The organism is Rhodococcus sp. IC4_135 (genome assembly GCF_011602025.1).
GTDB lineage: Bacteria > Actinomycetota > Actinomycetes > Mycobacteriales > Mycobacteriaceae > Rhodococcus_F > Rhodococcus_F baikonurensis.
Genome location: NZ_JAAOLG010000055.1, coordinates 1 through 15,607, shown reverse-complemented (window position 1 = coordinate 15,607; position 15,607 = coordinate 1). Strand labels below are relative to the sequence as shown.

Below are 15,607 nucleotides of genomic sequence, written 5' to 3'. Positions count from 1 at the left end.
TCGCCGAACTCAAGGCTCAGGTCTCCACCGACATCAGCCCCATCGCCAAACCACGTCAAATCACCATCGTGCCGGAACTGCCCAAAACCCGATCCGGCAAGATCATGCGCCGCCTCCTGCGCGACGTAGCCGAAGGCCGAGACCTCGGAGACACCTCAACCCTGGTCGACCCCAAGGTATTCGACGCAATACGCGGCAAATAAGGCCTTCGGCCCCGTGCGCCTTTCTGGTAGTCCCCCCTACCAGGAAGGCGCACAGGGGCGGAGCCCTCACACAAACGCCGGTTGATTCGAAAAGCACTCTGCTACTGGGGATCCCCCTCCGCGAGGCCCCTGATATTCAGCGCTCGCCGTGGAGAATGAAGTGAATCTTATCTCGATGGAGCTTCCAACATGTCCGCCGAACTGCCGACGCCGCGGCGCGAACCGTCGAACAGGTTTCTCTGATCCCACGTAAGGGCCCTCGTAGTCGTGACTCCGCAGAGTGAATCCAGATCCCAGCCGGCCTTGTGGAATCGTGAGCGAATCAGCTCCGGTTCCTGGTAGAACGCGATGTGACAACCCGCGATGAAGAGCTCACGGCCGTTGATCGGGTACGCACCTTCCGTGCAGAGCCAGGTGATGGCAGCTGCAGCGTGGGCTGAATGAGGATCAGCTGCGAAGGGATCCCCGCCGCCCTCCATCCAAGCATTGGCCAATGGAGGTATACCCAATGCATCGACTGCATAGCTCAGGCTGGCGAGATTCTCCGGCGTCGCCATGTTGCTGTTCGCGGTAATCGGTCGAACTACATTGCTGCGCACCCCGAACTCACCAAGATCACGCGCCACTGTACGAGAGAATCCGACGACGCCTTCTTTGGCGGCGGAGTAGTTGCCCATACCGTAGTGCCCGATCCCAGACGGAGACGACAGGTTCACGATCGATCCGCCCCGCTCCATCAAGTGCGGCGCTGCGTGGCGCACGGTCGCGAAGTACCCCTTGAGATTGACCGCCAGGACAAGATCGAAATCTTCCTCACTCATCTGGTCGATCCGAGTTGGGCGAATGATTCCGGCATTGTTGACCAAGATGTCAATTCGTCCGAAGGCGTCCAGAGCCGCCTCGACCACAGCATTCCCTCCTGCCATGCAGTCAACACTGGACGTTTCTGCAACTGCTTCGCCACCGGCCGCGAGGATCTCGTCGACAACCGCCTGAGCCACCGACGTGTTATTTCCTGCCCCGTTCGGTCCACCACCCAGATCATTGACGACGACCTTGGCACCCTCTCGCGCCAGCAGAAGTGCAGTGTCTCGCCCAATGCCGCGACCTGCTCCGGTGACAATGGCAACTTTCCCGGCAAAGCGTTCCTGGCCCATATGATGGTCCTTTCATCAGAAGTGTTCGATTCTTGCTTGGCACCGCAATTCAGTCTCCAAGGCAAGGTGTGTCAGTGGCCGTGGCGGATCTCTCGAATTCCTATGCCATAGAGAACATTCTGCGCGGGGCACACACATTGAGCATCCGTCGATTGTCGGCGATGTGCTCCGAATGGCCGACATTGCGCTCTTGACGGATCGATCTCGGCATGAAAGTCCGGTACCACTCAATCCCGGGAAGCTTCGAAGTAGCTCGCGCTGAAAGTGCCGTACTACAACGAAATTCGACAACCCACCCGACTCTGGCCGGTCATCGACCCCCGAGCGGCAGCGCTCCCCCACCGACGGGATAGGGCGGGAGCGTCCCCACAAGTGTCGGTGTCAAAGTGGTCGCGGCCGGATCGGAGCGACCCAGCGTCAGTTTCCGAACTTCGGCACCCGTTCCGTTGCTCCCACTCACAAGGAGATCCGCGCCGGTAGTCGTACTCGTCGTCGCCACTTCGACGCCCGACCCTGAACCGGCGAAGGGATCGAAGGAGGCAACTTCCCGAAACGCTACGTCCGTCGAATGGTGATCCGGGCTCTCGAGGTACATCTCGGGCGCGCCGTCGAGCCTCGATCCACTCGAGAAGACACGGACGGAACCGTCCCCTCCGAGCATGCCCGCCACTATCGATTTCGCTCCGCCCTCGGCGCCGGCCACCCACCCCGTCGAAAGCGATACTCCGTCGTGATAGCCCTGATCGAAGGCCAAGAACTGTGACGTCATCGCCGGCCCATCCGCATGACCTGCGTGTTCGTCGGAGCCACCCTTTGCCGCCGCCGTCGGTTCGTACAGGTCGTAGCGGAATGTCTTGACCAGCGGTTCCTCGCCCGCGCCTGGCGCTGTCACGATGCTCGCCCGACCTGAGTGACTGTCCACCATCCCGGTTGCAAAAGTGACGCCACTACTCGAACCCGGATATGGAGCGAAGGAGCCGAATTCTGCGGGCGCAGACTTCTTGTCCGGCGGAAGGTCAGTGGAGTAGATCTTGACCAGCGACTCCATTCCGGGGCCCGATGCGACGATGATGTTGTCCGCCAGAGCATTTCCGTCGATGTCGACGCCGCCGACACTCACTCCACCGCGGAAGCCCGAATCGAAGGGTGCAAACCTGGCCAGCTCGTCGGTGAACGGCACGCCTCCGACTGCGTTGTACGCCACCACTTCCGGAGCCGAGCCTGCACCTGTTCCAGCGACCAGATCAAGCACCATGTCTCCGTTCACGTCCGCCATCGCAACACTCGGGGTGCCTTCGAACGACGGGAAGGGCGTCACAGCAGTGATCAGTTTGTCGCCGTCGGCATCGAATATCTGCACCTTGGCGGGCACGCCGGCCGAACCAGGTATCGCGACGGCATATGTCGATACCTCGGGAATCACGTTGACGGTAGCCATCAAACCGTTGTCCTCGTGATTGAGTCGGTGGCAATGGATTACAAAGGTTCCGGTGTACTCGGTGAACTTCGTCCGCAACGTCACCGATGCTGGTTCCAGCGCATTCTCGTTCTCGTCTGTCACTGGCGCGGGTACGTTCACGTTGTCGATTCCCCAGGGCTGAATGCCCGTCGTGGTGCCGGCGACGGGATCGACGACTTCCGTCACCTGGAAGTCGTTGACGTGAATATGCATCGGATGTTCGTCGTTGTTGAGGTTCGTGATCTTCCATTCCTCGACGGAATTCAAACGCGGTTGAATCAACGGAATGTTGGGGAAGGTGTTGTCGGCGAACTCGTAGGTGAAGGCCTTCGGATCACTGTTGCTTGCCTTGTCGTTACTGAAGCCGCCCGAGACTGTGAGGTTGCGGGTCACGTCGGGTGTCATCGCTGCGGTATCCACGAAGGAGGTGTAGGTGTCGAGCTTCTGTCCGAACGCGAAAGGAATCGTCGTTCCTTCGCCCTCGTCTGGTGTGGCGCGGATCAGCTGCTGCGTCGGGAACGTGAAGAATCCGTCCGCGTAGCTGATCACCGACGGGTCGACGGTGACGGTTCCGAGTTCGGCGGGCGGATTGTCGGTACCGTTGTTGGTGTAGAGAATGCCCGGATTACTCACCGGCTTTGCACCCTCGAGCGGTGGCATCTCCAGCACCAGATCGCCGGACGCCGGCATCGTCACGGCGATTGCATAGCGCGAGGCCGGCGGAATCACCAGCCTGGTTCCGTCCCCGTCCACGGGTGGCCTGACCTCGTCGAACGGGTTTCCGTCCTGCCCCACGATTGCGAACTGCGGATGGGTGCCGGTTGCGGTTTCCGTCAACGTAACCGGCATGTAGGCAAAGTCGCTGATGTTGGCGAGCACCCAGATCTCGGTCTGCCCCGGCTTCAATTTCAGGGACGGCTGAAATTGACCGTTCACCGTGTACTGCACGTCGCGTTGGTTGTCCGGCAGGGAGAGATCGGCCGGGACGCTCGTCGACTCACCCACGAAGCTCTGAAGGTTGCCCGGTACGAATTGATTCTGTCCGCGATGATTGGCCGGCGACAGCGGTCCGGTGTACCAGTTGGTGAAATACTGCGCTCCCTGCGTGGTATCCGAGAAATTGACCGGTGCCAAGATCGGACGGTATGTCCCGTCCGCCAATTCCGTGCCGGTGGGCGGCGTCAAGGTGCTGACGAATTGGGGCCAGTTGGCATCGTTGAGCTGTCGCCCCTTACCTTTGCGGTCGAACACGAAGTTGTACTGCAGTGCCATGTCGCGGATCGGAATGTCGTTGGCCGTCACGACAGGCAAATTGCCGTCCGGCCGACCGATTTCCAGCAGCCCGGCCAGACCCATGTAGGTCTGCTGGGCGGTGAGGGTGTGCCGGTGGCTGTGGTACCAGTAAAGTCCGTTCGGCATCGTCCCCGGAATCGCGTAGTCGTACACGTTTCCCTGACCGGCGGGGATGTTGAGCAACACGTTGTCCGCATTGCCGTCCGGACTCACGTGAACTCCGTGCGTGTGCAGATTCAAAGGAGCCGACGTCAGCGCCGGTGGATAGATCGGAACATCCCCGCCTGCCGGTGTGAATGCCGGATCGTAGAAGTCCTCGATCGCGAGGTCCTGCAGATCGTTGTCGTAGTGAATGATCAAACGCTCTCCGGGATTGACGCGGAGAGTCGGCGCCGGATAGACGTCACTCGCCGAGGTCGATCCGTCCGACGCCGTACCGCGGATGACCTCGTACCCGAAGAGCAGAAAATTCGACACCGGCGCGGACGCCGTATCGAGCGGAATCACTCCCTGATGGGCGGACAACCGCACTTCGAGGACACCATCTCGACTGCTCAGTTTCACCGGCTCCCGATAGTCGTCCGGGGCACCGTCCGAGCCGTAATTGGCGCCGACCTCGGGCGCCGATTCACCGGACGTACACGCGGCCAACGCCATCGTCATGGACACCACTACTACTGCGGCTAACGACTTTCCTCGCAGTGCGATCACTGGTTTCCCCGTTCCATGGTGGCGTGAGATACGTCCGATCAGCGCTCATCAGCCTATCGAGAAAACATCGGCTGAACAGTACATTCACGACAAATTGCCCACTTAGTGCCAGCTCGAGCGCTGCACCTTGCAAGCAGTCTCAGCAAACCGATCAGAAATCGAGAAGCACAGCCAAGGGACCCGCAATTACGTTGAAACACATGAACACACCACAGAAGTCCACTTCCGACCACACGTCGTCAATCCACACATCAGCAGGGAGCACACAGATGACCACCGCACAGTCCGTGATCCTCCATGTTCCCGAACTCGCGGCAGCCGAAGCCTTCTACAACGCCCTCGGCGTCGGAGATCGAATCCAGCTACGGGAATCTAACGAACCGACAACAGGGTTTCGTGGGTACACCCTTTCGCTCGTCGTCGCCCAACCGAACATCGTCGACGCCTTCGTCGACGCGGCGCTCGCGGCCGGCGCCACCGATTTGAAGCCGGTCAAGAAATCCCTCTGGGGCTACGGCGGAGTTGTTCAGGCTCCGGACGGTTCGATCTGGAAGATCGCCACGTCGTCGAAGAAGAACAACGGACCAGCCACCCGAACGATCGACAGCCTCGTGCTGCTGCTCGGCGCCGAAGACGTCAAGGCCAGCAAGCAGTACTACCTAGACCACGGACTAGAGGTGTCCAAGAGCTTCGGTCGCAAGTACGTCGAATTCACCAGTGCACCGGGCAATGTGACACTGGCACTGTACGGTCGCCGCGCCTTGGCAAAGGATGCCGGGCTGTCTCCGGAAGGCACCGGATCGCACCGGCTCACCATCACCGGTGCTTCCGAACCCTTCGCGGATCCCGATGGTTTCGCCTGGGAAAGCACCCATCCCTGACACAGGTGGCGTCTCGGGAGCAGGCCCACCAGACTCAGGACATCCGACGAATCCTCTCCAAGTTGTGCGCCATCAATGGTCCAACGGTTTCGAGAGCCGTCGGTGAGGTGATGTTCCAGTGAGTGCACTCGACGGGGTGATTCACGATATCCCCGCTCACGTACGCGCGCCATGAATCGGCGCCACGGTTCAGCCACGGATCATCCAGCGCTGCAGTGAAGTACAGAATGTCTCCATCGAAGATCCCCGGCCGGTAGGTCTGCATCAACGAGTCGTTGTGCTGGGCCGCGAAGACAAGCCTGCCGACATCTTCCGAAGTCAGCTCACCCTTGGCTTGTGCGAACTCGAGACCCATATCCGCGTCGTCACCAGCGTCCGATCCTTCCGTGTCTTCAGCGGAATAGGCGAAGCTGTCCAGCATCACCAACGAATCGACCGACTCGCCCGCCGTCTGCAATTGCACTGCCATCGCGTGTGCGATCACCCCGCCCAGCGACCAACCGGCCAGGTGGTATGGACCTTCAGGCTGGATTAGCCGAACTTCCTCGAGGTACCTGGCAGCAGTGAGTTCGATGGAAGTCGGTAGCGGATCCGCGGACGAGACTGCTGGAGTCTGGATTCCGTACATCGGAGTTGCCGAATCGATGTAGGGCGTCAATCCCGCGTAACTCCAGGCCAGACCGACGATCGGGTGAACGAAGAACACAGGCGGCCGATCACCGGTCGTCCGAATCGGGAACACGACGTCCAGTGCGCCGGCAGATTCTTGTCCGGAGTCCACACGACTCGCTATCGACGCCGGAGTCGGCTCGGTCATCAACCACTGCAGCGGGATCTCGCGAGCGAGGGAGGCCCGCAACTTGGTCACCACCCGCATCGCCGACAGTGAATTGCCACCCAGTTCGAAAAAGTTGTCGTCAGCGCCGACGTCAGCGATCTCGAGGACCTCCGAGAAGGCAGTCGCAACAGCGATTTCCGTAGGCGTGCTCGGCTCTCGATACACGATCGTCGACGCGAATTCAGGGGTCGGCAATGCCTTCTCGTCGACCTTTCCTGTCGGTGTCGTCGGCACCTTGTCGATGAAGACGACAGCACTCGGGATCATGTGACGTGGCAGGAACTCCGAGACGAACGCGATGACCTGGCCCACCTCCGGTGCGGTTCCTTGTGCGGGCACGACGTACGCCACCAGTGCTGTGTCCCCGGACGGTGTCCGCTTGCCGAGGGTCATGGCCACATCCACGTCCGGGTGAGCGTGCAGTGCCGCGTCGATCTCACCGAGTTCGATGCGATGCCCACGAATCTTGACTTGACTGTCGGTTCTCCCCTGGTACTCGATGGTGAGTTCTGGTGTCCACGCAGCGATGTCGCCCGTGCGATACAGACGATCACCGGGCCGGCCGTGCGGGTTGGCAACAAATCGGGTTGCCGTGAGCACGGACTGGTCGTGGTATCCCCGCGCGAGAGCCGGCCCGGACACGTACAGTTCGCCCGGCGTCCCGATCGGCACCGGGAGGAGTCGCGCGTCGAGGATCAGAGTGTCGAAACCGCGCACGGGCGACCCGATCGTGACCGGATTCCCCGCGACGAGATCACCGACGGTGGAGATGTCGGTTGCCTCGGTAGGGCCGTACCCGTTGAGCATGGTTCGACCGGGCTGCCAACGGTTGACCAGTTCGGCAGATACCGCTTCCCCGCCGACACCGAGAACTCGAAGCTCTTCGAGCCCTTCCGGTTCCATCGACGTCAACATCGCCGGAGTGATCAGTGCGTGAGTGACCCGGCGTCCGATCATGAACCGGGACAGCTCTTCTCCGCCCAGAATGGTAGGTGGTGTGACGACCAAAGTCGCCGCCGCGGATAGAGCCGACATCATCTCCCCGACCGACATGTCGAAGCTCGGCGAGGTGTTGTGCAGGAATCGTGAGGACGAGTCGACTCGATATTGCTCACGTCGCTCGGCTGCAAGGTTCGCAAGACCGCCGTGGGTGACCACGACACCCTTCGGCTTGCCCGTGGATCCGGACGTGTAGATCATGTAGGCGGGATTGTCGACACGGGCGGCTCCTACGATCCTCGAGTCGGAGAGATCGTCGATCGCGGTTTCCAGTGCGTCCAGATCGAGCCAACGCACCGAATCGGGAAGGTGATTCCCACCCCGGCTGATGCCGATGACAGCGCCGGAGTCCGTGATCATGTGTTCGATTCGCTCAACCGGATAGTCGGGATCGACGGGCAAGTAGGCGGCGCCGGTCTTCGTCACCGCCCACACCGACATCACGGACGCTGCCGACCGTCGGAGCGCCACGGCTACAAAGGTTTCCGGACCGACACCCTGATCGAGCAGAATTCGGGCCAGGCGGTTGGACCAGGCGTCCGCTTCTCGATACGTCCACGCACGACCGTCGGCCCAGATCGCGATCCCCTCGGGGTTCCGCGCGACGGCAGAATCGACGAGATCGGCCCAGGTCGACTGGGGCGCCGCAGGCAGACCCGACACCGGGACGAGAAGGCGCCGTTCGTCGGCCCCCAGGACGTCCAGGTTTCCGACGGCGGTGTCCGGCAACTCCACGAGTGCGCGCAGGATCCGAAGCATCCTCTCTCGCACGACCCGAATCGTCGGCGCGTCGAAAACGTCCGACTGATACTTGAGCGTGAACTCAATGCCGTTGTCAGCGACGACGGTAAGTGTCAACGGATAGTGAGTCGCGTCCTCGCCGGTGATGGCGGTAACGGTCATCCCGTCGATCGAGGTCGTTGCAGCGATCCCCTCAGCATCGACGGGATACGACTCGAAGACGGTCAACGTGTCGAAGTCAGCGGCGTTTCCGACACTCTTGACGATGTCCGTCAGCCCGAGATGGTGGTGTTCGAGAAGTCCGGCTTGTTCGACCTGCAGGCGCGACAGCAATGAGCGCAATGACTCCGCGGGGTCGAGCGTGACCCGAACAGGAAGTGTGTTGATGAACAGGCCGACCATCGACTCGACCTGATCGAGCTCGGGGGGACGACCCGACACCGTTGCTCCGAACACGACATCCGTTCGACCCATTTGGCGCGCCAGCAGTATTCCCCAACCGGCCTGCATCATCGTGTTCAGCGTGACGCCGTTGTCGGCGCTGAAGGCACCGAGCTGCTGGGCAAGTTCGGTCTCCACCTGGGTGACAACCGACTCGACGGTGCCGGCACTCGAACCCACAGTCCTCTGCCCGGCGAACAATGTCGGCTGTTCGAGCCCGGACAGCGCCTCGGCCCATGCCAGCTCGGATTCCGCAGTGTCACGAGAACTCAACCAGGCCAGGTAATTACGATACGACGCTGCGCGCGGAAGCACAGATTCGTCTCCGTGCGTTGCGTACAGGACCATCAGGTCCTTCATCAGCAACGGCATCGACCAACCGTCGAGCAGAATGTGATGGAGCGTCACTGCGAGCGCGTGCCGCCCTGGACCTTGCGTGATGAGCGTGAATCGCAGCAACGGCGGTGTTGCCAAATCGAAACGCTCGGATCGATCGCGCTCGAGGGCTCGATCGTAAGCAACCTCGCGCTCGCTCTCCGGCACCGCACCGAGGTCGACCACACGCCACGGAATATCGGTCTCACCGAGAACGATCTGCGCGAGTTCGCCCGAAAGATCCGTGACGTAGGCGGTCCGAAGGTTGTCGTGACGGTTCAGCAGTGAAGTCACGGCCCGGTTCATTCGCACCGGATCCACCGTTCCTGTCAGCTCCAGAACCATCTGGGTCTGATAGACGTCGGCAGTGTTCCCTGCGAGCAGCGAATGGAAGGCAAGCCCGTGCTGCAAAGGCGACAAAGGCCAAATGTCCCTGACCACCGGGTATCGCTCTTCCCAGGCGTCGATGTCCTCTTGCGAGGCCGTCACCATCGGAACGTCGGACGGCGTCAGGCCTCCCCCGGCTCCGTCGCCGACGTGCGAGACCAGACTCCGCAGCGCGATCGTCCAGTACTCCGCCAAGTCCCGGACATCCGCCTCCGTCAGGAGACGTCCGGCGTAGGAGAACGTCGCGGACAACGAGGCGCCACCCGTCGACTCGTCCGACGTGTCGGTGACGATGGCATTGATATCGAGAACTGCCGCGGCGGGCATGTCCGGGTTTCCGGGTCCTTCGATGTCACCGACATCCGCAGACGGAGTCCAGCCGAGTTCTGCGAACTCGTCGGGAACGCTTCCGGCAGAGACACGACCGAGGTAGTTGAAAGTGATCTGTGGCGTTGCGTCCTGCAGCGTTTCACAGTGGTCGCTGCCGGTCAGGTATCGCAGAACGCCGTAGCCGATGCCACGACCGGGCACGGCCAGCAGTTGTTCCTTGATCGATTTGACGGCGCGACCCGCTGCGGCGCCACCGCTCATGGCGTCGTCGATGTCGAGTGCACCGAGTTCGAGACGCACGGGGTAGACACTGGTGAACCAACCGACGGTCCGCGAGAGATCGGCACCGGGTGCGGTGTGCTCTTCTCGCCCGTGACCTTCCATCTGGATCAGTGTCGATGTGGTGTGCACGCCTCGTTCGCGACGCCAACGAGTGACAGCGAGCGCCAGAGCCGTCAGCAAACCGTCGTTGACGCCGCCACGGAATGCGGCCGGAAGTTCGGTCAGCAGTGCACGAGTCGTCGAAGCATCGACGCGTACCTCGATGTCGCGGACGGTGTCGACCAAGTCGACGGAGGGATCGAAGCTCGCCGATCCCAGGTCAGGATCCTCGCCGTCGACAATTGAACGCCACACCGGCAGTTCTGCCGTCGCAGCAGCCACGCTGTCCTGCAACGCATGTGCCCACCGCCGCATGGACGTACCGACGGGGGCCAGTTGCGCCGGCGCACCATTGGATATCTGTGCCCACGCGGTCATGAAGTCCGGCACCAGGATTCGCCATGACACGCCGTCGACGACCAGATGGTGCATGACGACGAGCAGTCGACCCGTCGCCGCTTCCGGCTCACCCGTCGGCGCGAGCCATACGCACGCGAACATCACACCGCCACGCGGATCGAGTTCTCGCCGAGCCAGTTCCACTTCGGACCTCGCCAATTCGGTGAGGCCTTCCGCGCTGGCGACAACCGTCGGATCGAAGTCGACTTTCCGCAGACGAGCAGCGACGTCCACGCTGCCGGGCTCGGCTACCTGCAAGGTGTCGCTGTGCAACGTCGACCGAAGCATGTCGTGGTGATCGACGACGGCGGCGAGCGTGTCGACGATCCCCTGTTCGTCGACACCGACCGGCAGATCCAGTGCGATCGACTGTGAGTAGCGATCGAAGTGATCGGTGCTGCCGAGGACCATCCGCATCACCGGCGTCAGCGGCAACTCGCCGACACCGTTGCCCGGCAGCTCGGCAAGTACCTCCCGCGCGGTCACGTCAGCGCGCAGGACGACCTGCGCCAACGCCCCCACGGTCTTCTGCTCGAAGACGTCGCGCGGTGTCATCACGAGCCCGCGAGCCTTCGCTCGGGAGACGAGTTGAATGGATGCGATGCTGTCGCCACCGAGACCGAAGAACGAATCGTCGACGCTCACGGTCTCGAGACCGAGCAGGTCTGCGAACAGTGACGCGAGGGTTTCTTCCGTCTCAGATCCAGGTGCTCGATACTGCGTCTTCGGTACGGAGAAAGTCGGAGTCGGAAGGGCTTTGCGATCCAGCTTGCCGTTCACCGTGACCGGAAGTGCGTCGAGAACCACGTATGCATCCGGCACCATCGGTCGTGGCAGCGTGGATTCGAGGTGGTGCCGTACGGCCTCGACGTCGATGACGCGCCCTGCCTCCGGCACGAGGTAGATGGCCAGGCGCTTACCCAGTGCAGTCTCGACGACCAGCACCACGGATTGCGCAATCTCGTCGCACCGCGTCGCCGTCGTCTCGATTTCACCGAGCTCGATACGGTGGCCTCGAATCTTGACCTGACTGTCGATCCGTCCGTGGTACTCGACGGTGAGATCATTCGTCCAGGCGGCGATGTCGCCGGTGCGGTACATGCGCTGCCCGGGTTCGCCGAAGGGATCTGCGACGAATCGTGCTGCGGTGAGCAGGTGTTGACTGTGGTAGCCCCGGGCCAGTGCGGGCCCCGCTACATACAGTTCGCCCGGTGTGCCGATCGGCACCGGCCGCAGCCGAGTGTCCAGGATCATGGCCCGGAACCCACGCACTGGCGTCCCGATCGTGACCGGTTGTCCCGCGACGAGGTCTGCGACCGTGGAGATGTCGGTCGCTTCGGTCGGTCCGTAACCGTTGAGCATGGTCCGGCCGGGCTGCCAGCGATCGACCAGATCTGCGGACACCGCTTCACCGCCGACCCCGAGGATCCGAAGGTGCTCGTGGTCGCGTGGGTCGATCGTGCTCAGGACGGCCGGCGTGATCAGAGCATGGGTGACTCGTTGCGTATCCAGCAACTCCGCGAGGTCGTCACCACCGATCGTGGTCACGGGTGCGATCACCAGTGTTGCCGCGGCAGAAAGAGCCGAGATCATTTCGCCGACAGCCATGTCGAAGCTGGGGGAAGCGGTGTGCAGGAACCTGGCATCGGACGTGATTCGATAATGCTCGCGCCGCTCGGCCGCCAAATTGGCGAGGCCGGAATGCGTGACCACCACGCCCTTGGGCATACCCGTCGAACCCGAGGTATAGATCATGTATGCCGGATTGTCGACCCGTGCGGGTGCGTCGATCGGGCTCAGCGAGGCCGCCGCAAGTTCGTCGGCGATGTCCTCGAGAACCAACCATTCGACGTCGTCCGGCAGGAACCGACGCTGCTCGGCGATCGTCACACCCAACCTTGCCCCAGAGTCGCCGAGGATGTACGCGATGCGATCGGCCGGATAGCTCGGGTCGACCGGCAAGTACGCGGCACCGGTCTTGGCCACCGCCCACACTGCGAGAACGGATTCGAGTGAGCGAGGAAGAGCGAGAGCGACAAAGGTTTCCGGTGCGGCGTTGCGTTCCGCGATGACGTGTGCCAGTCGGGTCGACAGTTCGTCGGCCTCGGCGTAGGTGACGGCGCGGTCATTCCACAGGAAGGCGATCCCTGTCGGATTCGACGACACCGCAGCATGAATCAGCTCGGAAAGGGTCACCGGATGCGCTGCCGCCAAGCCTCGCACCGGAGCCAGCAGGTTCTGCTCGTCCCGATTCAGAATGTCGACATCACCGATAACGCTCGCCGGGTCTTCGGTCAACTGCTCGAGCAGCATCACGAATTTCTCGGCGAACGACTCGACTGTGGAACGGTCGAACAGATCGGTCGCGTAGGTGAGCGATCCACGCACCGCTACCGAATCGGCGGTTGCTTCGCCGGCGTCGTCCGCACTCTCGAACAGCGTCAATGCAAGATCGAATTGTGCTGGAGTGACGTCGAATTCGAGAGCCGACACCCGAAGATCGGGAAGCTCGAAGGCAGTGTCCTCGACGTACTCGTAGGCCAACGCAACCTGGAACAGCGGCGAGTGAGACTGTGAACGAACGGGGTTGAGAACGTCGACAAGCCTCTCGAAGGGCACATCGACGTGGCCGAATGCACTCAGGTCTCGGTCACGTACCTGATCGATCAACGACGAGAACGTCTGCTCGGAATCGACATCTGTTCGCAGAACGACCGTGCCGACGAACATTCCGATCAAATCATCGACGGACGCCTCACCTCGACCGGACACCGGCGTGCCGACGACGATGTCGGAGGTGGCCGACAATCTCGCCAGCAACGCTGCGTACACCGCGTGGACCACCATGAACACACTTGCATGGTGGTGATCGGCAATCGCACGAACGCGTTCCATGACGTCGGGCGCGATGTCGAAGCGGATCATCGCACCGTTCTGGGTGGCCACCGCCGGCCGTGGTCGATCGGTCGGAAGTTCGAGTGCGTCCGGGATCCCGTCCAACGCTGTCTTCCAGTAGTCGATCTGAGTGGATGCGATGCTGTTCGGGTCCGCCTCGTCGCCGAGGAGCGCCCGTTGCCACAGTGCAAAGTCGGCATACTGGATCTCCAGCGGCGCCCAGAAGGGCGCCTGGCCGGTCAGTCGCGCCGAGTAGGCAATCATCACGTCCCGAGCCAACGGCGTCATGGATACGCCGTCCGCACTGATGTGATGCACCGACATCACGAGCACATGCTCGGATTCTTCTAAACGAAACAGCTTGACGCGAATCGGTACCGAAGCTGTGACGTCGAAGCCTTCGGAGAGGACAGCGAGTATGCGCGTATCGAGGTCGCCACGGTCGACCTCGATCGGGCTCACGTCGAACTCCACCTCCTCAGGCGTCAAGATGACCTGGACTGGGCCGTCACCGTTGTCGGGGAACATCGTTCGCAGCGACTCGTGACGTGCCAGGACGTCACCCACCGCCCAGCGAAGCGCAGAAACGTCGACGGCACCCGAGAGGCGGATGGCCAACGGAATGTTGTACGCCGCGGACGTGACGTCGTACTGATTGAGGAACCACATCCGGTTCTGCGCAAGCGAGAGCGGAATCCGTTCCGGGCGCGTGCGTGCAAGGAGGGCGGGCCGAGCGGCCCGCTCTGCATTATCCAGTGCCGCAGCAAGTTCCACCACTGAAGGATGATCGAACAGCGCGCGAAGCGGCAACGCGGTACCGGCGTGTTGGTTGATGCGGCTGATGAGCCGAGTCGCATTGAGCGAATTACCACCCAACACGAAGAAATCGTCATCCACACCAACCCGCGACTCACACCCCAAAACCACCGCAAAAGCAGCAGCCACCACCAACTCCGAAGCAGAACCAGGCGCCCGAAACACCCGCGAACCGAACACCGGCTCCGGCAACGCCTTCCGATCCAACTTCCCCGCACTCGACAACGGGAACTCGTCGACGACCACCACCACATCCGGAACCATGTACGACGGAAGCACCAACCCCACCGCAGCCCGCGCCCCCACCGAATCCACCGAACCCACCGAAGACGCAACCGTCACATACCCGACCAGACGACTCCCCCCATGCACCACCACCACAGCACCCGAAACACCCGGCAACGCACCCAACGCCGACTCGATCTCACCGAGCTCGATCCGCACCCCACGAATCTTCACCTGAAAATCCGACCGACCCAAATACACCAAAGACCCAGCAGCACTCCACAACACACGATCACCCGTGCGATACATCCGAGCACCCACCACAAACGGATTCGCCACAAACCGATCCGACGTCAAATCCGGACGCCGATGATACCCACGCGTCAACTGCGCACCATCGAGATACAACTCACCCGCAACACCCACCGGCACCGGACGCAACCGCGAATCCAACACATACCCACGCGTATTCCACACCGGCGTCCCGATCGGCACCACCCCCGACACCGACCCCACAATCCGATGCGCCGTCGTCGTAATCGCCGCCTCCGTCGGACCATACGTGTTATGCACCGCAGCCGACGTCAACGAACCCAACGCCACCGCAAGCTCCGGCGACAACTCCTCACCACCGGCAAACAAATGACGCAACGAACCCAACGCACCCCCGAAACCATCAGCCACCAACGCCGCAAGCACCGACGGAACGAACTCCGCCACCGAAATCGCATGCTCGACCATCACGCCCGCAAGATAATCCAACTCACGATGCCCACCCGGCCGCGTCACCACCAACCGCGCACCCACCGTCAACGGCAAAAACGACTCCCACACCGACACATCGAACGTGAACGGAGCACGCGCCATCACCCGATCATCCGCACCGACCCCGTACTCCCCCGCCAACCACGCCAACTGATTGACAATCGCCCCATGACTGACCGACACACCCTTCGGCCGACCCGTCGACCCCGACGTGAACATCACATACGCCGCATTACCCGACCGCAACGGCGCAACCCGATCACCATCAGACACCGGACCACCCGACAACCCACCCACATCAAGACCGTCCA

Annotated in this window: 4 protein-coding genes and 1 pseudogene; 2 read left to right on the top strand and 3 right to left on the bottom strand. The window is 61.9% G+C overall.

Features of this window, described 5'->3' with window-relative positions; all coding sequences use genetic code 11:
* Nucleotides 1-203: pseudogene (locus G8767_RS33535) on the top strand (acetyl-coenzyme A synthetase); the annotation flags it as partial.
* A gap of 167 nt (nucleotides 204-370) precedes the next feature.
* On the opposite strand, the gene G8767_RS33530 reads toward G8767_RS33535, so the two are convergent.
* Entirely contained in the window at nucleotides 371-1,360 is a 990-nt protein-coding gene (locus G8767_RS33530; protein WP_166814083.1) for an SDR family NAD(P)-dependent oxidoreductase, read from the bottom strand.
* 310 nt (nucleotides 1,361-1,670) lie between these two features.
* Nucleotides 1,671-4,775 carry a multicopper oxidase domain-containing protein gene (locus tag G8767_RS33525; protein WP_240952975.1) on the bottom strand — a complete coding sequence of 1,035 codons (3,105 nt, stop codon included), beginning with the start codon at nucleotides 4,773-4,775 and terminating at the stop codon, nucleotides 1,671-1,673.
* A gap of 317 nt (nucleotides 4,776-5,092) precedes the next feature.
* Here G8767_RS33525 and G8767_RS33520 point away from each other — a divergent pair, with 317 nt between their 5' ends.
* On the top strand, nucleotides 5,093-5,704 hold the full coding sequence (locus tag G8767_RS33520) for a glyoxalase (protein WP_124569676.1): 612 nt from the start codon (nucleotides 5,093-5,095) through the stop codon (nucleotides 5,702-5,704).
* Between the two features lie 34 nt (nucleotides 5,705-5,738).
* Here G8767_RS33520 and G8767_RS33515 read toward each other — a convergent pair whose 3' ends face one another.
* Nucleotides 5,739-15,569: an amino acid adenylation domain-containing protein gene (locus G8767_RS33515; RefSeq protein ID WP_346843063.1), complete on the bottom strand. Its 9,831-nt coding sequence runs from the start codon at nucleotides 15,567-15,569 to the stop codon at nucleotides 5,739-5,741.
* Nucleotides 15,570-15,607: the final 38 nt, after the last annotated feature.

Excerpts from the sequence above, each read along its gene's own strand:
- G8767_RS33530 (WP_166814083.1), bottom strand. The coding sequence starts at position 1,360 with ATGGGCCAGGAACGCTTTGCCGGGAAAGTTGCCATTGTCACCGGAGCA.
- G8767_RS33525 (WP_240952975.1), bottom strand. The coding sequence starts at position 4,775 with ATGACGATGGCGTTGGCCGCGTGTACGTCCGGTGAATCGGCGCCCGAG.
- G8767_RS33520 (WP_124569676.1), top strand. The coding sequence starts at position 5,093 with ATGACCACCGCACAGTCCGTGATCCTCCATGTTCCCGAACTCGCGGCA.